The 20,060-nt window shown below is 52.2% G+C and carries 19 protein-coding genes; 8 read left to right on the forward strand and 11 right to left on the reverse strand.

The window, feature by feature from the left end; translation table 11 throughout:
* The first annotated feature begins 143 nt into the window (after positions 1-143).
* The 5 genes from ilvD to TOLA_RS15895 all read left to right on the forward strand — a co-directional run bounded on the left by ilvD (position 144) and on the right by TOLA_RS15895 (position 5,510).
* On the forward strand, positions 144-1,994 hold the full coding sequence (gene ilvD, locus TOLA_RS15875; RefSeq protein WP_015880131.1) for a dihydroxy-acid dehydratase: 1,851 nt from the start codon (positions 144-146) through the stop codon (positions 1,992-1,994).
* Between the two features lie 2 nt (positions 1,995-1,996).
* Positions 1,997-3,532: a threonine ammonia-lyase, biosynthetic gene (ilvA, locus tag TOLA_RS15880; protein WP_015880132.1), complete on the forward strand. Its 1,536-nt coding sequence runs from the start codon at positions 1,997-1,999 to the stop codon at positions 3,530-3,532.
* Between the two features lie 185 nt (positions 3,533-3,717).
* Complete coding sequence (locus tag TOLA_RS15885; protein WP_015880133.1) at positions 3,718-4,308, forward strand: DUF3313 family protein; 591 nt, start codon at positions 3,718-3,720, stop codon at positions 4,306-4,308.
* Positions 4,295-4,930: a TetR/AcrR family transcriptional regulator gene (locus TOLA_RS15890; protein WP_015880134.1), complete on the forward strand. Its 636-nt coding sequence runs from the start codon at positions 4,295-4,297 to the stop codon at positions 4,928-4,930. The genes TOLA_RS15885 and TOLA_RS15890 overlap by 14 nt, the downstream gene beginning before the upstream one ends.
* Before the next feature lie 232 nt (positions 4,931-5,162).
* The gene (locus TOLA_RS15895; RefSeq protein ID WP_281054831.1) at positions 5,163-5,510 is read left to right on the forward strand and encodes a hypothetical protein; all 348 of its coding nucleotides are present in this window, start codon (positions 5,163-5,165) and stop codon (positions 5,508-5,510) included.
* Here TOLA_RS15895 and TOLA_RS15900 read toward each other — a convergent pair.
* A complete protein-coding gene (locus tag TOLA_RS15900; protein WP_171804922.1) occupies positions 5,479-6,423 on the reverse strand; it encodes a LysR family transcriptional regulator in 945 nt (314 codons plus the stop codon). The genes TOLA_RS15895 and TOLA_RS15900 overlap by 32 nt on opposite strands.
* A gap of 84 nt (positions 6,424-6,507) precedes the next feature.
* Here TOLA_RS15900 and TOLA_RS15905 point away from each other — a divergent pair, with 84 nt between their 5' ends.
* The gene (locus tag TOLA_RS15905) at positions 6,508-7,980 is read left to right on the forward strand and encodes an MFS transporter (RefSeq protein ID WP_015880136.1); all 1,473 of its coding nucleotides are present in this window, start codon (positions 6,508-6,510) and stop codon (positions 7,978-7,980) included.
* 12 nt (positions 7,981-7,992) lie between these two features.
* Here TOLA_RS15905 and TOLA_RS15910 read toward each other — a convergent pair whose 3' ends face one another.
* From TOLA_RS15910 to TOLA_RS15940, 7 genes are all read right to left on the reverse strand, one after another.
* Complete coding sequence (locus TOLA_RS15910; protein ID WP_015880137.1) at positions 7,993-9,021, reverse strand: LacI family DNA-binding transcriptional regulator; 1,029 nt, start codon at positions 9,019-9,021, stop codon at positions 7,993-7,995.
* A 211-nt stretch (positions 9,022-9,232) separates the two neighbouring features.
* Positions 9,233-10,639 carry a glycoside hydrolase family 1 protein gene (locus TOLA_RS15915; protein WP_015880138.1) on the reverse strand — a complete coding sequence of 469 codons (1,407 nt, stop codon included), beginning with the start codon at positions 10,637-10,639 and terminating at the stop codon, positions 9,233-9,235.
* A gap of 109 nt (positions 10,640-10,748) precedes the next feature.
* On the reverse strand, positions 10,749-11,078 hold the full coding sequence (locus TOLA_RS15920) for a PTS lactose/cellobiose transporter subunit IIA (RefSeq protein ID WP_015880139.1): 330 nt from the start codon (positions 11,076-11,078) through the stop codon (positions 10,749-10,751).
* 35 nt (positions 11,079-11,113) lie between these two features.
* Complete coding sequence (locus TOLA_RS15925) at positions 11,114-12,418, reverse strand: PTS cellobiose transporter subunit IIC (protein WP_015880140.1); 1,305 nt, start codon at positions 12,416-12,418, stop codon at positions 11,114-11,116.
* Between the two features lie 24 nt (positions 12,419-12,442).
* On the reverse strand, positions 12,443-12,748 hold the full coding sequence (locus TOLA_RS15930; RefSeq protein ID WP_015880141.1) for a PTS sugar transporter subunit IIB: 306 nt from the start codon (positions 12,746-12,748) through the stop codon (positions 12,443-12,445).
* Between the two features lie 262 nt (positions 12,749-13,010).
* Complete coding sequence (locus TOLA_RS15935) at positions 13,011-14,420, reverse strand: glycoside hydrolase family 1 protein (RefSeq protein ID WP_015880142.1); 1,410 nt, start codon at positions 14,418-14,420, stop codon at positions 13,011-13,013.
* A 62-nt stretch (positions 14,421-14,482) separates the two neighbouring features.
* Positions 14,483-15,880, reverse strand: coding sequence for a PTS transporter subunit EIIC (locus tag TOLA_RS15940; protein WP_015880143.1), 1,398 nt, complete (start codon positions 15,878-15,880; stop codon positions 14,483-14,485).
* 247 nt (positions 15,881-16,127) lie between these two features.
* Between TOLA_RS15940 and TOLA_RS15945 the strand changes: the two genes are divergently transcribed.
* Positions 16,128-17,726 (forward strand): carboxylesterase/lipase family protein, encoded by a 1,599-nt coding sequence (locus TOLA_RS15945; protein ID WP_015880144.1) that lies wholly within the window; start codon positions 16,128-16,130, stop codon positions 17,724-17,726.
* 27 nt (positions 17,727-17,753) lie between these two features.
* Here the strand turns inward: TOLA_RS15945 and TOLA_RS15950 are convergent, their stop codons facing one another.
* From TOLA_RS15950 to bfr (TOLA_RS15960), 3 genes are all read right to left on the reverse strand, one after another.
* Positions 17,754-18,440: a type 1 glutamine amidotransferase gene (locus tag TOLA_RS15950; protein ID WP_015880145.1), complete on the reverse strand. Its 687-nt coding sequence runs from the start codon at positions 18,438-18,440 to the stop codon at positions 17,754-17,756.
* A 114-nt stretch (positions 18,441-18,554) separates the two neighbouring features.
* Positions 18,555-19,022, reverse strand: a complete 468-nt coding sequence (gene bfr, locus TOLA_RS15955; RefSeq protein WP_015880146.1) for a bacterioferritin — start codon at positions 19,020-19,022, stop codon at positions 18,555-18,557.
* 9 nt (positions 19,023-19,031) lie between these two features.
* Complete coding sequence (bfr, locus tag TOLA_RS15960) at positions 19,032-19,496, reverse strand: bacterioferritin (protein WP_015880147.1); 465 nt, start codon at positions 19,494-19,496, stop codon at positions 19,032-19,034.
* A gap of 193 nt (positions 19,497-19,689) precedes the next feature.
* Here bfr (TOLA_RS15960) and TOLA_RS15965 point away from each other — a divergent pair, with 193 nt between their 5' ends.
* Positions 19,690-19,887: a (2Fe-2S)-binding protein gene (locus TOLA_RS15965; RefSeq protein WP_015880148.1), complete on the forward strand. Its 198-nt coding sequence runs from the start codon at positions 19,690-19,692 to the stop codon at positions 19,885-19,887.
* Positions 19,888-20,060 lie beyond the last annotated feature (173 nt).

Raw genomic sequence — 20,060 nt, forward strand, 5'->3', positions numbered from 1 at the left:
ATAAGAAGGCGCATAACTTGGCGCCTTCTTGTTTTGCAGACCTTATTGTTTTACAGAATAGTCGAATACATTCGAATACATAATAGCGAAGCTGCCCGTAAGGCCGATGAAGACGCCCGGCGGCTTCCATTGAGGAGACAGAAATGCCTAAGTTACGTTCCGCAACGACCACTCAGGGTCGCAATATGGCCGGTGCCCGTGCACTGTGGCGTGCTACCGGTATGAAAGACGGTGATTTCGATAAGCCAATCATCGCCGTGGTTAACTCGTTTACCCAGTTCGTGCCCGGCCATGTGCATCTGAAAGATCTGGGCCAGCTGGTCGCGCGTGAAATTGAAGCGGCCGGTGGTGTGGCGAAAGAGTTCAACACCATTGCGGTGGATGACGGTATCGCGATGGGTCACGGCGGTATGCTGTATTCGCTGCCTTCCCGTGAACTGATTGCTGACTCCGTGGAATACATGATCAACGCCCACTGTGCCGATGCCATGGTCTGTATCTCCAACTGTGACAAAATCACCCCGGGTATGCTGATGGCCGCGATGCGCCTGAACATTCCGGTGATTTTCGTTTCCGGCGGTCCGATGGAAGCGGGTAAAACCAAGCTGTCCGATCAAATCATCAAGCTGGATCTGGTTGATGCCATGATCATGGCAGCGGATCCGACTGTCAGCGACGAAGACACCGCCGCCGTTGAGCGCAGCGCCTGCCCGACTTGCGGCTCCTGCTCCGGTATGTTTACCGCGAACTCCATGAACTGTCTGACCGAAGCGCTGGGTCTGTCCCAGCCGGGTAACGGTTCGCTGCTGGCGACCCACGCTGATCGTGAACAGCTGTTCAAAAGTGCCGGTCACCGTATCGTTGAACTGGCGAAACGCTACTACGAACAAGACGATGTGACCGCACTGCCGCGCTCTATCGCCACCCGTGATGCATTTGAAAATGCGATTGCGCTGGATATCGCCATGGGCGGTTCCACCAACACCGTATTGCACCTGTTAGCCATTGCACAAGAAGGTGATGTGGATTTCACCATGGCTGACATCGACCGTATGTCCCGCCGTGTACCACAACTGTGTAAAGTCGCACCGTCTACCCAGAAATATCACATGGAAGACGTACACCGTGCCGGTGGTATCGTGGCTATTCTGGGTGAACTGAGCCGTGCCGGTCTGCTGCACACTGATGTGCGTAACGTGCTGGGCCTGAGTCTGGCCGAACTGATCGAGAAATATGATGTCGCACTGAACCCTTCCGAAGAAGTAAAGAAATTCTACAGCGCTGGCCCGGGTGGCATTCCAACCACCAAAGCGTTCAGTCAGGATTGCCGCTGGCCATCACTGGATGTGGATCGTAAAGAAGGCTGTATCCGCACCAAAGAGAATGCCTACAGTCAGGACGGCGGTCTGGCAGTTCTGGCCGGTAATCTGGCGATTGACGGTTGTATCGTGAAAACCGCCGGTGTGGATGAGTCGATTCTGAAGTTTGAAGGTCCGGCCGTGGTATTTGAAAGCCAGGACGATGCGGTCGCTGGCATCCTCGGCGGCAAAGTGAAGGCCGGTGATGTGGTGATCGTGCGTTACGAAGGTCCGAAAGGCGGCCCGGGTATGCAGGAAATGCTGTATCCGACCTCTTACCTGAAATCTATGGGTTTAGGTAAGGTTTGCGCCTTGATCACCGACGGTCGTTTCTCCGGTGGTTCTTCAGGTCTGTCGATCGGTCACGTTTCTCCGGAAGCGGCGGCCGGCGGTAACATCGGTCTGATTGCCGATGGTGATCTGATCAGCATCAACATCCCGTCACGCACCATCGACATCAAGATCAGCGATGCCGAACTGGCGACCCGTCGTGCCGCGATGGAAGCCAAAGGCAAAGCGGCCTGGAAACCAGTTAACCGTGAACGTTTCGTCTCTTTTGCCCTGCGCGCTTACGCCAATCTGGCGACCAGTGCGGACAAAGGTGCCGTGCGCGATCGCAGCAAACTGGGAGAATAAGCATGAGCGACACACAACCGCAGGCCAGCGATTATCTTCGCAAAATCCTGCTGTCGCCGGTATACGAGGTGGCGAAAGTCACCCCGTTACAGACGCTGAAAAAGATCTCCGATCGGCTCGGTAATCATGTAGCTCTGAAGCGTGAAGACCTGCAACCGGTGCATTCGTTCAAGCTGCGCGGTGCCTATAACAAGATTGCCGGTTTGAGCGAAGAACAACGCGCCAAAGGCATCATCGCAGCGTCGGCCGGTAACCATGCGCAGGGCGTGGCACTGTCAGGCGCCAAGCTGAAGATCCCGGCTATCATCGTGATGCCCACCACTACGCCGGACATCAAAATTGATGCCGTGCGCCGGATGGGTGGCAACGTGGTGCTGTTCGGTAACAGCTTCGATGAAGCCTATGCCGAAAGCCGTCGTCTGGCGGCAGAACATGGCTATACGCTGATCCCGCCGTATGATGACGTCGATGTCATCGCCGGTCAGGGCACTATCGGCCGTGAATTGCTGGAACAGGACACCCGCCTGACCCATGTCTTCGTACAGGTCGGTGGTGGTGGTCTGGCGGCCGGTGTCGCGGTGTATATCAAGCAGTTGCTGCCAAATATCAAAGTCATCGGCGTGGAAGCTGAAGGCTCTGCCTCGATGAAGGCGGCACTGGCAGCCGGTGAGCCGGTGAATCTGCCGCGCGTTTCCATGTTCGCCGATGGCGTCGCAGTAAAACGCGCCGGTGACGAAACCTTCCGTCTCTGCCGTGAATATCTGGACGATATCATCACCGTCACCAACGATGAGATCTGTGCCGCGCTGAAAGATATTTTCGACGATACCCGTGCCGTGGCCGAACCTTCCGGTGCGCTGTCACTGGCCGGTCTGAAGAAGTATGTGGAAACCACCCACACCCGTGGCGCCCGTATGGCCGCCATTCTGTCGGGGGCCAACGTCAACTTCCACAGCCTGCGCTATGTGTCAGAGCGTTGCGAGCTGGGCGAGAAACGCGAAGGCGTGCTGGCCGTTACCATTCCGGAACGCAAAGGCGCGTTTCTGGAGTTCTGCCATATCCTCGGCAAGCGCATGGTGACCGAGTTCAACTACCGTTATTCGGAAGACAAGGAAGCGACCATTTTCGTTTCTGTGCGTCTGAGCAACGGCACCGAAGAGCTGCTGCAGGTAATCGCTGATTTACAAAAATCGGGTTATGGCGTGATGAATATCACCGACAACAGTCTGGCGAAAAATCATGTGCGCTACATGGTCGGCGGTCGTCCGTGCAAACCGGTGCAGGAGCGTCTGTTCAGCTTCGAGTTCCCGGAACAACCGGGCGCGCTGCTACGTTTCCTGGAAACACTCGGTACGTTGTGGAATATCACCCTGTTCCACTACCGGAACCATGGTGCCGATTACGGTTATGTGCTGTGTGCATTTGAACTCAGTGATGATGATATGCCGGCCTTCAACCACCATCTGCAGGAACTGGGCTACCCTTCCCGCGATGTCAGCGATGACGTCACCTACAAGATGTTCCTCGCCCCACGTTAACCCCCATTCCCCCGCAGTGCGGGGGATGTTTTCTTTGCAACGAAAAAACCCGAAGCCGGGAAAATAAATTATTTATTAATCAACGTGATGAAAAAAACAGCAAAAAATCATTAAATACGCCTTGCATGTCACCGGCGAGTGACACTAGCATTGTCACCATCAAGTGACAAATGAAGGGCTGAATCATGAAACATCATTTCCACGGTATTTTGTTGAGTATGGTTTGTGTTTTAACTGGCTGTAGCTGCGTTCATCCTGCCGCACAGAACGGAAAAATGGCCATTAATGCCAACCAGCAAGAAACGACGCTCATTTACCGCCAGCCGGTACAGCCGTTGCGCTGGTCAAAAGTTATTATTGAACCGGTCAGCTGGCAGGCCACCACGCCGTGTCATCACATCACCGCAGAACGTCAAACGTTACTGCGTTTTCACTTAGAGAATGCCCTGACTCGTGAACTGAAAGGCAACGATCCGCATGGCCCGGTGCTGCGGATACAAACCGCAATTACTGATGTAAAACCGGTATCCACGCTGCTGAATGCCACGACTGCGGCACTGATTCTTGTACCCGTACAAAGCGGAGGTTCCGCCATCCGGCTCACCGCCACCGATACTGCAACCAACCGATTGTATCTGGATGTCAGTCTGGCCGATAATGCCGGCTTATACGATCTAAGCGGTCATTTTGCCGAATGGGCACACAGCGAAACGACCATTGACCGTATCGCACAACGCACCCGAACCCTGCTGGAGAAAAACGATGGCAGTCACTGATAATAACCGTGACCGGGCACAAACCGAGCAGCGCCTGATTGCAGCGGTCGGACAGCTCCTGGCGGAACAAGGCTTTCAATCGATTGGCGTTAACGCCATCGCCCGGACAGCGGGTGTTGATAAGGTGCTGATCTACCGCTATTTTGACGGTCTGCCCAGACTGCTGGAATGTTATGGCAAAAGCAGCAACTTCTGGCCATCCACCGATGAGGTGCTGGGCGATCTGACTGCGTTGCGGCAACTGAGTGCCGGCCGGCGTTTACAGTTAGTGCTGGAGCGTCTGGTCGCCGGCTTGCTGGCGCGTCCGCAGACACTGGCCATCATGGCCTGGGAGTTATCACAGCAAAACGCGCTCACCACGGCATTAGCTGAAATCAGGGAGCAATGGGGGGTTGAGGTGCTGCAACAGGCCACCAGCGATCTCGGGCATGAACAACGCGATATCGGTGCCATCGCTAACTTTTTGGTCGCCGGCGTGCAGTATCTGCTGATCCGGAGTCGCAATACCCAGCACTATGGCGGCATCAGTTTACAAACAGACCATGGCTGGGCACGCTGGCAAAATGCCATCGCCACGTTATGCAGCGCAATCGATATACAGGCGGATCACTCTGCCGATTGATAGCATTAGAATGCCAGACAACGCACCTGCGCTATCCGGCATCCTGCAGGAAACGTTATCCACCGCTGATGAAACTCTGACTTCATAGTCATCATTTATTCCCCCGGGGCTCATTCCTAACAAATTTTTACATTCAGAAATGGCCATAACGCTCATCTTTATCCGCATAATAGGCGACTAGAATAATCGTTCTAACAGGAAGCAGAGATGACAACCAGGTATCTACGGCCCGCTGATTGACCGCTTTGGCCGCCGCAGGCCGTTACTGGCCGGGATCAGTCTGTTTATTCTGGCGACGGCAGGCTGTCTGATGGTAACGGATATTCAGAGCTTTATTGCGCTGCGCCTGCTTCAGGCATTGGGCGGATGTTCCGGCTTACTGGGTTTAATGCAGTTTGGCTGCGGTTTTATCGTCAGCAGCCTGATTGCCGCCAGCCAGAACGCCACCCCCTATCCGATGACGATTGCTATCGGCAGTTGCGGGTTTTTAGCCTGCTTACTCTGGTTTGTGTTCCGGGCCTTTTCTCTGCGCGCCACAGCGCATGCCGCTAATCCGGTGGCCCGGCAAAATGGCGGATGATCCAGTCGCGGACAAAATGCTGCACCAGATCGTGTTCATGCAGTTTATGCCAGACCAGATGCAGTGTGGCCCGCACGCTGTCGGGTTCAAAAGGGCGTTTGACCAGTGAATCGAATAACGGATGATCGGCAATCATGATTTCCGGCAAAATCGACAGCATCGGGCATTCCGCCAAAATAGCCGGAATGGCGGTAATACCGCCTGATGTCGCCATGATGCGCCGGGTTAACCCATGCACAGTAAAGTGGTTATCAATGATGGTGGCCGTCTTATGGGAATAATTCGACGCTAACTGCGGAACCGCCGCCAGCTCGGCCAGTGACACCGACTCGGCAAAGTGCAGCTGTCTGGCATCATACACATACACAAACCGGCTTTCCGTCAGCAGGCAATGCTGATATGACGCTTTGGGTTCCCAATCATTACCGATAATCGCCATGTCGATCCGCCCCTGGGCGAAGGCTTCATTCAGTTGCGACATCGGCACCGGACGGGAATGCAGATGCAGCCCCGGCGCCTGCTGCCGCAAGAAGCCCAGCAAGGCCGGCAACACCAGCCGCTCCAGATGTTCCGGAATGGCGACGTTAATTTCCTGCTGAACGGTGGCCGGATCAAATACCGGTGGCTTAAGCTGGCCGCGGATGTTCTCCAGCCAGCCTGCAATCACCGGCGCCAGGGCAATAGCGCGGGAAGTCGGGTGCATGCGATGCCCTTGCTTTACAAACAACGGATCATCCAGCATCTCCCGCAGCCGGTTCAGTGCATGGCTCATCGCTGACTGACTCAGGCCCACCCGCAGCGCGGCCCGGCTGACGTTCCCCTGTTCACAGAATAACGCCTCTAACACCACCAGAAGATTCAGATCCCAGTGCCGGAACTGCTGAAAAAAAGCATCTGATTGACCATTATTCATATTGTGCATATAAAGTATGATATTTACCCATTTGATTCATTATAACTACTTTTCAACAATGAGCGCCTCATGCGAGGTGTCATCATGTTGTACGCAGAACCGTTTAATCCCCCTGTCATTCGCCAGTTGTTGCGCATCAATATCAGCCTGATGGTGTGTATCGAATTTATTCAGAATGTCATGCTTTCGTTTGCATCGTCTTATCTGTGCGGCGGCTTAGGTATGACCCGTCACACGTTCAGTCTGTCGACCGCCGTGTATGCCGCTACGGCGATCATCATGATTGCCCAGCATCACTGGCTGGTGTCGCACCTTGGTTATCGTCGTTTTATTCGTTATGCGCTGGCCGCGTTCAGTATTGGCTCGCTGATGTGCGCCTATGCCCAGACACCCGAGGCCTATATATTAGGGCGCTTTATCCAGGCCATCGGTGGCTCGGCTTTTTTCACGGCGGCGCGGGTGCATGTGAACTTTTTCCCGGCCACGCCAAGCGGTCGCGGTCTGGCGATCCGGTATATGGCGTACAGTCTGGTCGCTGGTAGTGCTGCCGCACCGCTGTTAGCCGCAACGTTGCTGGAGCATTTCAGCTGGCGGGCCTTGTTCCTGATCCAGTTACCGCAGGTCCTGCTGGTCTGGTGGTTAAGCGGGAAAACGGTCAGTAACGTCCGCAAACAACGCCGGGTCGGACGGCTGCATCCGGGAAGCATGTTATCGCTCGTCGCCGGGGTATTACTGCTGCAATATGTGGTGGAAAGCATGCCGTATGACCTCAGCGATCTGAGGCAATTACTGCTGTTATTACCATTTGCGATCAGTGGGTTAGTGTTTTTCGTCTATCTGGAACATCAACGGCACCGCTCATTGCTGCCCTTCCGGCATTTGTTCAGCAGCCGCTATCTGATTGGTTTGTTTTATTACGCGGTCTGTTATTTGATTCTGTCGTCGGTCAACTATCTGATCCCGATTTTTCTGCAGCAAGGGTTAGCCATACCCGTGCTGAATTGTGGTGCCATACTCACCATTACCGGGCTCACGGCGTTGCTTTTTGCCTGGATACAACTGAACACTGCTGCCCGTTATCCGTACCAGAAGCATTATCTGTTGTTTGCTTTCGCCTGCCTGAGCATCTTTGGTTTTCTCTGCAGCCAGTTCACACCCCAGATACCGTTATGGGGGATCGCCCTGCCATTGCTGTTTTTATCCGCTTTTACCGCCATCGGACAAGGTACAGCTGCCGCCCATACCTTCCGCGAAACCGATAACCGGATCTTCTCGCAAGCCTATCAGACGAAAAACATGCTGCGCGAGCTGATGAACTCGACCGGCATTACCGTCACCAATGTATTTTTACAGAACCGGGAAGCGTTGCATTACACCCGCCTCACCGAAAATGTCGCCACCACGCAAATCAGTGAAAGTCCGTTCTCACTGAGTCAAATCGTATCCCTCATTAACCAGCAGGTCATGGTCATGTCCTGTCTGGATATGTTTCAGGTGGTCGGTTTTACCGGTCTGTTTTTCCTGTTCTTCAGCCTGTGGCAACGCCGGATTGTTTAATCCGGCGAACTACTAAAGCGCTCTAACTGACTGACGCAGAACCAGATCACCAGTGAACGAACTGGCTTCAGGGATAGAAATGTCTTCTGCATTCAGTTTCGCCAGTAACAAATTCATGGCGTGAGTAACAAATGCATGTGCTGATAACTGGACAGAACTGACTGTAGGCGTCAGATAATCAAGAATGGACTCATTATCAAACCCAAATAATGAAACCTGATCCGGCACAGAAATATGATTTTCTTGTAATGCTCTTAACGCACCGATTGCAGTGAGATCATTAAAGCAACAGATCGCGGTAAATTCACTTTGTTGCTGTATCAACTGATTGCAGGCACTATAACCGCCACTATAAAACCGGTCGCCTTCAACAATCAGTAACGGATCTATCGTTATACCTGCACCCCTGAGGGCATTCTCATAACCTTGCAACCGCAACTGCGCCGTACGCTGATTTAACGGACCAGCGATGTACGCAATACGCGTGTGTCCCTGAGAAATCAGATAATCTACAGGAAGACGGGCACCATAAGCATGATCAAACCATACACAATGATCCGGATGGCGCGGTAAAAAGCAGTTCATCACCACCAGTGGCACCGGCAGCTCATCAATCAGGTCGCTGAGCTCATCGCCCTGAATGTTATAACGATCAAAGAAGGAGTTGTTGTAATACAACACCGCATCACAGCGCCGATCAACCAGCGAACGAATCGCACGGATGCCGCCATCCGGCTGATCATTGACCTGGGTGATCATCAGAAATTTACCGGCTTTATCGGCCAGTTCCTGACAGATCTCTATTAATAAGCCCAGATATTGCGACGTATTCGAGCCGCGGGGAATGACCAGACCAATAGTGTTGGTTTCTTGTTTAGAGAGCGATTGCGCCAGCACGTTCGGCCGGTAATTCAGCTCTTCAATTGCCTTAAATACCGCTTCGCGGGTGGCCTCAGAGATTTTTGCTGTTCCGTTCAGCACACGGGAAACTGTCGATTTGGAAACGCCAGCTCTACGTGAAACATCCAGCATCGTGGCCATAAACTGAAAAACTCCTCTCTGAACAACTGCATAGGAAAACGGCAAACGTACATTATCCATTACAGATGTAAAAAACTACAAGTCGCGGGATTTTTATGACACAAATAAAAACGCCGGATTGAACACGGGGTGGCTCAATCCGGCAAACAGGCTTTAAAGACACACAGGTAAGATATTAGGAGCTCACCATGCCAGTTAATGCCTTACTCTCTCAGAGTTCATTTCCATTCGTAGCAATGACGTCTTTGTACCAGTAGAAGCTCTTTTTACGCAGACGACGGCCGGTACCCTGACCTTCATTATCTTTATCCACATAAATAAAACCATAACGTTTTTTCATTTCACCGGTCGAAGCACTCACCAGATCAATGGGCCCCCAGGTGGTATATCCCATTAGTTCTACACCATCTGCTATCCCTTCTGCAACCTGTTGCAGGTGGTCACGCAGATAATCGATACGGTAATCATCGTTAATGGAATCATCAGCATTAACGGTATCAATCGCACCCAGACCATTTTCCACGATAAACAGCGGTTTCTGATAACGGTCATACAGCTGGTTCAGGATGATACGCATGCCTTTCGGGTCGATCTGCCAGCCCCATTCGGAGGCTTTCAGATACGGGTTCATCAGGCCACCCATCAGGTTACCGCCGGTTTTCTCGCGGCGATCCGGATCGGCACTTTCTACCTGACTCATGTAATAACTGAACGCGACATAATCCACAGCGTACTGCTTCAGGATCGCTTCATCACCGGTCGCCATGTCAATTTCAAAGCCGTTCTCACGGAACAGACGTTTCGCATACGACGGATAATAACCGCGTGCTTGTACGTCACCGAAGAGCAGCATCTGGCGATCTTTCGCCATCGCTTTCAGCGTATCGTCCGGGTTACAGGTATCCGGGTAAGTTGGCCATGCCGCAATCATGCAGCCGATTTTGGCATCCGGAATAATTTCATGACAGGCTTTGACGGCCAGTGCACTGGCAACCAGCTGATGATGCGCCGCCTGAAATTGTAACTGCAGTTTGTTTTCGCCTTCTTCAATCAGCAAACCGGCGGCAGTAAACGGTGCATGCAGTACACAGTTGATTTCATTGAACGTCATCCAGATTTTGACTTTCTCTTTGTAACGCGCAAATACGGTTTTGCAGTAACGTTCGTACTGTGTAATCAGCTCACGACTGCGCCAGCCGCCGTATTTGGTCACTAAACCCAGCGGTAAGTCATAGTGGTTCAGCGTAATAACCGGCTGCATGCCTTTGCTCAGCAGATCATCGAAAACGTCATCATAATATTGCAGACCGGCTTCATTCGGTTCGGCGTCATCGCCATTCGGGAAAATACGTGACCAGCCGATAGAGAGACGCAGGCAGTTAAAGCCCATCTCGGCAAACAGTGCATTATCATCTTTGTAGGTGTGATAGAAATCGATCGCGGTGTGGTAAGGGAAATCACCGAGTTTGCCGTCTAATACCGGCTCAGAATTCAGAATGCCGCGCGGCATGACGTCCGCAACCGATAACCCTTTACCATCAACGTTATAAGCACCTTCAACCTGGTTGGCAGCAATCGCACCACCCCAGAGGAAATTTTTCGGAAACTTACCAGTCATAATCCAGAAATCCTTCAATTTGTTGTTTTATATATTTTTATTGTAAGTCTCAGAGAGTATGCCAAATGTTCACCCCTGAATGCGGCATACCCTCTGAGTGCTTAACTAATTACGCAGCTTGTGCAGCCTGCACATCCTGACGCTGACGGTAGACGTCGATCAGCTCTTCAACCATCTCACGGGCCAGCATGGAGGTCATGATATGGTCCTGAGCATGTACCATGATCAGGTTAACCGGGATTTTGCCGCAGCCTTCATCCATACCAATCAGCATGGTCTGTACATCATGTGCACGCTTGGACGCTGCACTGGATTCCGCTAACTGCTGATCAACCTCAGTCCAGTTACCTTGTTTGGCCGCACGCAGGGCCTGCATCGCATAACTACGGGCTTCACCAGCGTTGATGATCAGCTCCATTACAGTTGATTCCATATCCATCTTTATATCTCCGGTATCAAATTCAAATTAATTAATCAGGCAGTCTGCGCATTCATGTCTGCTTCCATCTCAGCTTCCTGAGCAAGCAGTTGTTTTTCATACACTTTGAAGAATGGCAGGTAGATCAGGAAGTCAATCACCAGCAGGCCAATCACCAGCAGACCGTTACCCATCTGCCAGCCGGCACCCCATGCCGCACCGATTGGTGCAGGCGCAGTCCACGGTACCAGTGAGATCACTTTACCAATCAGGCCTGAGCTGGTCGCAAACCATGCAATCGTGGCATTCACCATTGGTGCCACCACAAATGGGAAGAACAGCACCGGGTTCATCACAATCGGGCTACCGAAGATCACCGGTTCGTTGATGTTGAATACGGCAGGAACAATACCCAGCTTGCCGATGGCACGCAGGTGAGCTGATTTACTGCGGGTATAGAGGAACACCAGCGCCAGCGTTGCACCTGAACCACCCAGCACAATGAAGAAACTCCAGAAAGCTTCAACGAAGGTGTGTGGCAGAGCCTGACCGGCGGCCAGAGCGTCCTGGTTCAGACCCAGGTTAACCAGGTAGAACGGCGCCAGAATACCACCGACGATCGCGGCACCATGGATACCGGCAAACCACAGGGTATGGCACAGGAACACGGCAAACAGGATAGCTGGCAGAGAATCTGCGGCAGAAATCAGAGGTTTGAATACCGCCATGATCAGTTCAGGCAGCAACATACCGAACTGATGCTGCAGGAACAGGTTCAGCGGATAAATGGTCAGGATCACAATCAACGCCGGGATCAGCAGGTTGAATGACTGACGGATTTTTTCCGGTACCTGTTCAGGCAGTTTGATACCGATATTGCGTACTTTCAGGAAGCGCATCAGCTCGGTAACGTAGATACCCACGATGATGGTGGTGAAAATACCGGTACCACCCAGGAAACCAGCAGACAGCGCACCATCTTTCATTGGCGCAGCAATCAGCAGGAAAGTCATCAGCGACAGCATGGCGCATGGGAATGCGTCAATCTTGTAGCTTTGCGCCAGGTTATAGGCAATACCGGCACTGATGTAGCAGGCCATGATACCCATCGACATATTGAACGGGGTCATGATCTCGTTGAAGTAAGCCTTGGACATGGCATTCCACCATTGACCGAGGAAAAACGTGGTATCCGGTGAAAATGGTGGGAATGCAAACACGAGCAGGAATGAACCTACAATCATGAATGGCATCGCGCCGATGAAACCGTCACGCACGGCCATAATGTGGCGTTGTGTGCCCGCTCGTGCAGCGATCGGGCTGATTTTATTTTCGATAAAATCAAAAAAAGCGTTAGACATAAGAATTTCCCTGACTAGTGTCTGTTATTGCATCATGGACAGTGCATCGGCGAGGATCTTGTCGCCACGCATCATGCCGTAATCCATACTGTTGATAACGGCGATAGGTTTCCCTGCTGCTTCTGCCTTTTTCTTGAATTCTTCGAATTTGTATTTGATCTGCGGGCCCAACAGGCAGCAGTCATATTTCGGCAGGGTGTTATCGAACTCTTCCATGGCAACCGCAATGATTTCGGCTTCAATGCCTTTCTGTGCAGCCGCCTGTTTCATCTTGTTTACGACCATGCTGGTAGACATACCAGCCGCGCAGCATAAGAAAATCTTCTTCATAATAATTAACTCCTGGGTTTCCCCAATGCATCCATTGTGTGTGCAAATTAAGTGGCAGGTGCCCCCAAGCATCGCTGCAACCGGTTGCATAATCCCATAGACTGAAACCGGTTTCTGTGAGGTATTTCGCAAAACATCAGAGGAGTGTAACGGGCAGGATTTTTTGTGATCTGTGTTCAAAAAATACGCGGACAAATGCTGAAAAGTCGTTTTACGTGAAGAAAAAAGGCTCCCAAAGGAGCCCTTTCAAAGCAAATCAATGCTATTTCGCGCCGTTCTTGGCGATCAGCGCGTTATACCAGAAGAAGCTCTTCTTCTTGGAACGTTTCAGATCTTTCAGGTCAAATTCATCACGGTTGACGTGGATGAAACCGTAACGTTTGCTGCAACCCTGATGGGTACTCACCAGATCGATCGCTGACCATGGGCAGAAGCCGAACACGTCAACCCCGTCGGTGATCGCCAGCTGGATTTGATCGATATGTTTCTGCAGGAAGTCGATACGGTAGTCGTCATTGATTGAACCATCTTCTTCCACTTTATCGAACGCACCCAGACCATTTTCGGTGATGATCAGTGGCAGCGCATAACGCTCGTAGATGTCACGCAGTGTGTTACGGAAACCCACCGGGTCAATTTCCCAGCCAAAGGCATTTTTACTCAAATTCGGGTTAGAGGCGCCTTTAAACACACCGACTTCACCCACTACGATCTGCTGGTCACCCGTTGAACCGCGATCGCTGGCATCCCCGGCACTTGCCGCAACAGTCATCGTTGAGTAGTAGTTAAACGCAATGAAATCAGGCTTCGCGCTGGCCATGATTTCCATATCCCCTTCTGCGATATCCGGCGTGGCGTTACGCTCTTCCAGGAAGCTCCAGGCGATATTGTTATAACGACCATACACCGCCATATCCAGATATAACCAGTTACGGATCGCCGAGCAGTTGCTGGCCGCCAGCACATCTTCCGGCTTGGAAGAAGCAGGATAAATGGCAGAGATATTTGGTGCCGGGCCGATCTTCGCGTGTGGCAGAATTTCGTGGCAAGACTTCATGGCTTTGGCTTGTGCCAGCAGCATGTGGTGGTTTTGCTGATACAGATCTTTTTCCGGATTTTCCACCGCCACAGTACTCTTCGTACCGATGGCATCACCGTGCAGGATCATCATGTTCTGCTCGTTGATGGTCAGCCAGTATTTCACGCGGTCGCCATACAGTTCGAACAGGGTTTCACAATAGAATGCAAACGCATCCACGGTGTCACGATTCGACCAGCCGCCTTTCTGCTGCAGTGCATACGGCAGATCGAAATGATAAATGGTCACAATAGGCTCAATGTTATGGGCTTTCAGTTCATTGATCAGATTGTTGTAAAACGCCACACCCAGCGGGTTAATCTCACCGGTGCCGTGCGGGAAAATACGGGTCCAGGCAATCGAGAAACGGTAGGCTTTCAGACCCAGTTCCGCAAACAGCGCGACATCCTGTTTGTAATGATGATAGTGATCACTGGTCACTTTGAAATCAGTGGTACCCGGCACCACGGGGGCCATATCAATCACGGATGGGCCTTTACCGTCTTTATCCCAGGCACCTTCTACCTGATACGCCGAAGTAGAAGCACCCCAGAAAAAGTTCTTTGGAAAATCTTTCAGTTTCTTATGCAGCATGTTGTTTCTCCGTACCTCGAAATGGATTTGGCTTCACCCTGCCAGATGAAGCCTTAATAAAATCAGCTAGTTGCCAGTGATGCCGTTGTCGCCATTGGTCTTTTCTTGTTTTCGGTCTTAACTGGTTTTTTGTCAAAACCAATCATCAATGTCAGCAGCAGCGCCAGACCGAAACCGGTTCCAATCCCGATAGCATATTGCAGTACCGGGGTGAAAACAGGGATCGACAGCACGCTATGGAAAGCAAATGCAGTCAGTTTCGCCTGGAACGCACCGTTCAGGGCACCACCCACCGCACCGGCAATTACCACCACCGGAATCGTACGGCGGAAACGCATGATCAGACCGTAAATAATCGGTTCAGTCACACCTGCCAGCAGACCAGTAACCGTTGCCGGACCCGCCAGTGCTTTGACGTTGGCATCTTTGGTACGCAGGAAAATAGCCAGCGCCACACCCATCTGGGCAAAGGTCGCCGGAGCCCACATGGCGGCAATCGGATCACCACCCATACCCAGGTTAGCAATGATGATAGGCACGATGCCCCAGTGCAGACCCAGCACCACCAGGAACATCATCGAGCCACCAATGACCGCACCGGTCAGAATACCGCTGTGCGCACTCAGCCAGTTGATGCCCGCCGCAATCAGGTCACCCAGATAAACACCGAACGGACCGAAGGCCAGCACTGTCATTGGCACAATCGCCAGCAGACACAGCATCGGCACCATAAACATCTGGATATTGTGCGGGCAGACGCGCTTCAGGAATTTTTCCAGAATGGCCAGAATCGCCACGGCGATAAACACCGGGAACACGGTAGAAGCATAGTTGATTGCCACCACCGGAATACCGAAGAAGGTCGCGGTCTGTGAGCCGATCAGGCCGGTAAAGTTAGGCTCCATCAGTGCCGCACCAATGGCACCGCCGACATAACCGTTCGCGCCCATTTTGATCGCCGCCGAGATACCCAGCAGCACCGGCAGGAAGTGGAACACCGAGTTCGCCGCCGCCGCTAATATCAGATAGGTACTGCTGGCGGGATCGATCCATTTCAGCATCACCAGCACTGCCAGCAACGCTTTGATCATGCCGGCACCGGCCATGGCACCGATCAGCGGTGAAAAGCTGCCGGACACCACTTCAAAAATACGTGCGCCGATAGCCCCTTTCGGTTTGCTTTCGCGGCGTTCGGTACTGGCGGAAACAGTGCCGCCACTCAGTAAGGTCGTTAATTCTTTATAAACATGCGACACATGGCTACCCACGATCACCTGAAACTGGCCGCCGCTTTCCACAACGCTCAGCACACCGTCTAAATTCTGTAATTCTGTTTTTTTCGCGTTGCCGTTGTCGTGCAGCGTAAAGCGCAGACGGGTCGCGCAATGCACCAGTGCATCCACGTTTTCTGCGCCGCCAACCAGCTGCAGAATTGTTTTTGCCAAACCTGAATAACTCATGTGGAAACCTCTACTGTTCATGTACCAGTGTGTTTTTATTGGTTATGACAGATTGTTCATATTCTCTGTCTTGCTGACACAATAAAATGCAACCGGTTGCACAACTACCTGAAGTGATCAGTTTTGTGATGACAATCGCAAAGATAATCAGGCAACAACCGCTAATTCAGCCAACAATGTAACCGGTTTCTGTTGAGGGATACAAACGAGCATTAACATTAACGTTTACTAAACTGGAGAGTTAAGCATGCAGTTAATCCAAGGCAAGAAGATAGGTATCATGGCAATTTGCATAGCAGGTACATTATTTCCCTACGCCAGCACGATGGCGCAGGAATCCCCCACGCTCGTCATTGACAGCGGCGCGTTACAAGGTGTGGTTAACGATGGCGTCGCCGCATTTAAAGGGATCCCCTATGCCGCAGCGCCGGTTGGTCAGCTCCGCTGGAAAGCACCGCAACCGGCACCAGCCTGGAAAGGTGTCCGGCAGGCCGATCAGTATGGCCATGACTGTATGCAGGAGCCGTTCCCCAGTGATGCCGCACCGTTAGGTTCTCAACCTGCTGAAGATTGTCTGGTGCTGAATGTCTGGAAACCGGCGCACAGCGCCACCAAAAAATTACCAGTGATGGTCTGGATTTACGGGGGTGGTTTTGTCAATGGCGGCTCGTCACCGGCGGTTTATGACGGCAGTCAGTTTGCTAAGCAGGATGTGATTTTAGTCAGTTTCAATTACCGGGTTGGCCGTTTCGGTTTCTTCGCCCATCCGGCGCTGACCAAAGAAAATCCGGATGGTGTGCTGGGTAATTACGGCTTTATGGATCAAATCGCCGCGCTGCAATGGGTACAACGGAATATCAGCGCGTTTGATGGTGATCCGGATAATGTCACCCTGTTCGGTGAGTCGGCCGGCGGTTTCTCGGTACACTCCATGCTGACCTCCCCGCTGGCGAAAGGCTTGTTCCACAAAGCCATCATCCAGTCCGGCGGCGGCAGAACCAGTATCGGCGGCGGACGTTATCTGCAGAGCCCGAGCAGCAGTGGTTTACCTTCCGCGGAAGATGTCGGCATGGCATTCGCGGCGAAAAACCAGATCAGCGGCACGGATGAAAAAGCCCTGGCCGCGCTGCGCGCGCTGCCGGCAGAGACGGTCACCGATGGCCTGAACATGATGACGATGAACGATCCGACCTATTCCGGCCCGTTCATTGACGGCAAGCTGGTCACCGCCGAACCGCAGGATATCTACCGTACCGGTGAGGGCATGAACGTGCCGCTGCTGGTCGGGGCGACCGACATGGATATCGGCTTCCCGCCGCTGGTAAAAAACATGCAGGAAGCGCTGGCACCCTTAGGTAAAACGCAATATCAGAAAGCCGTACAAGCCTATAATCCGGACGGAACCTACAGTGCGCAAGACGTCGCCCAGATGGTTGCCAGCGATCAGATGATGGTCGAACCGGGCCGTTTTGCCGCCAGAATGGCCACCTCTCAGGGACAGCCGGTTTATGCCTATCGCTTCGCTTATGTCGCTGATTCGATGAAGACGGAGTGGCGAGGCGCGCAACATGCCACCGAAATTCCGTATGTCTTTAACACGGTACAGGCACGTTACGCCGATGCCCTGACGGCCAACGATAAAGCGATGGCCGCACAGGTGCAGCAATACTGGGTGAACTTTGCCAGAACCGGCAACCCGAATGCGGCAGGCTTACCGGACTGGCCGGTTTACGATGCCAAAAGCGATCAGATCCTGCTGTTTTCTGCCAACGGCGCACCGGAAACGGCTGCCGTCGCAGATCCCTGGAAAGCCCGCCTGGACCTGATAGAAAATCTGTTTAAATAAGCGCGGAAACGGCCTGTCACAAGGCCGTTATTTCCGCACCACATAGTCCAGAATCTGTGCCATTAACTGGCTGAGCTGCTGATACTGCGCATCCGTTGCCGATAAAATCTCATCCGCCGTCTGAATAAAACTGCCATCCACCAGCTCATCGGCACAATGCAGCACCATGCTGCGGGCATTTTCTTCGATGGTTTCGGGATGACATTGCAGCCCAATCACCCGTTGCCCCAACTGAAAGATCTGGTTGGTGCAGGCTTCGCTGCGGGCCAGCAGTACTGCGCCCGGCGGCAGATCAAAGGTCTCACCATGCCAGTGGAACACCTTGATTTTTGACGGTAATGCCAGTAAATCGCCCGTGGCAGACACCGCGGTAATATCAAACCAGCCGATCTCTTTACTGTGATTGGCATAAATCCGTGCCCCCTGACAGGCGGCTATCAGCTGCGCACCGAGGCAGATCCCCACCACCGGTTTTTCCGCGGCGATCACCTGTGCCAGAAAGACCTTTTCCGCCTTCAGCCACGGATAATCCGCCTCATCATTCACACTCATCGGCCCGCCCAGCACAATCAGCAGATCAATCGCATCCACCAGCGGCAGCGGATCGCCGGCATACAAGCGGCAGTAATGCGTTTCGGCCTGTTGCTGCTGCAGCCAGTGCAGAATATTTCCTGGTTCTTCAAATGGGGCGTGTTGTAACACGTAAGCGCGCATAGTCTGATTCCGGATAAATTAAAGAGACAGCAGCGGCCCGCACCGATCCGGCATACAAAAGAAGGGCGCTGTCTGAGTGCTTCATATTCGCAATTCAGACAGCAGAAGAAAAGATTACATTTGTGACTGCAGGTAATTTTGCAGGCCGATCTGATCAATCAGGCGCAGCTGTTTTTCCAGCCAGTAGGCATGATCAATCTCGGTATCTTCCAGCTGTTTCTCCAGCATTTCGCGGGTCTGATAGTCTTGTTCATCCTCGCACAGCTTGATCGCCGCTTTCAGATTCTTAACCACGCTGTATTCCAGCGCCAGATCGCTTTGCAGCATCTCCGGCACCGTTTTGCCGATATGCAGTGCCTCCCGCAAAGTCATCTCCGGCGTGCCTTCCAGAAACAGAATACGCTCGATGATCCAGGCGGCATGCTGCTTCTCTTCCAGCGACTCATGCTCATTGCGCTCATATAACTTGGTGTAACCCCAGTCCTGATACATGCGGGAATGAATAAAATACTGATCGATAGCGGTCAGTTCCCCGGCCAGCAGCTTATTCAGCTCCGCAATGACAATGGGTTTTCCTTGCATAACTCCCCCTTACATCTGACTTTGCAGATAGTTCTGAATTCCGGCGGTCGCAATCAGATTCTGCTGTGTTTCAAGCCAGTCCAGATAATCTTCTTCATACTCAAGAATTTCCTCCAGCAGATCCCGGCTGACAAAATCCGCAGCTTTTTCTGCGATCTGAATTGCTTCCCGCAATAACACCAGCTGATCCTGCTGCAGTGACAGATCGCATTGCAGCATCTCTTCCGCGAATTCACCGATACGCAGATATTCCAGATTCTGCAGGTTGGGTAATCCATCCAGAAACAGGATCCGCTCAATCAGCGCATCAGCCTGTTTCATATCTTTAATCGATTTTTTGAACGCATTATCATTTAAGGCATTAAAACCAAAGTGACGGAACAGACGGGCGTGAAGGAAATACTGATTGATTGAGGTCAGCTCCCACGTCAGAACCTTGTTGAGCATGGCAATGACTGCTTTATCTCCTTGCATGGCGGATCCTCATGTGGTGAAAAGCTATACAATTTAGCCTAAACCCTGCAGCGGATTTAGCAACATAATTAACATCTGTAACACTTCTTTTTTACGTTTTATCGCCTCTTTTTTCGCACAAAAAACCAACAAATCCGTTGCTAAACGGTGTAACGAGAACTATTATCAAGTAGAAAGAGAACAGGAGGCAGTTATGATCATTTGTCATTGTCATGCGGTGAATGACCGGCAAATCAGAGAAGCCGTGGCAAACGGTGTGGATACTATTCGCGGGCTGAATCGTGAACTCAAGGTGGGTAACACCTGTGGTCAGTGTCTGCCGCAGGTACGTCGCGTGCTTGAAAGCGCCTTAATGCAGATCGCCGAACCCTCGCCGAAAAAAGTCGCCTGATTTTACCTCTGCTCACCACACAACTGCAGTAACCCCTCCCTTTTTCCCCCGCGCCGAAGCGCCCTGTTCCACCGGCGTACAGTTGCTTCGTCGCGACCTGTATGACGGCGGTTTTGCGTCAGGATTTACCTTCTACTCAGATTCAGTCATGCTTACAGCGTATTTGGCTCCGG

This window comes from Tolumonas auensis DSM 9187 (genome assembly GCF_000023065.1).
In the GTDB taxonomy this organism is placed as follows: domain Bacteria; phylum Pseudomonadota; class Gammaproteobacteria; order Enterobacterales; family Aeromonadaceae; genus Tolumonas; species Tolumonas auensis.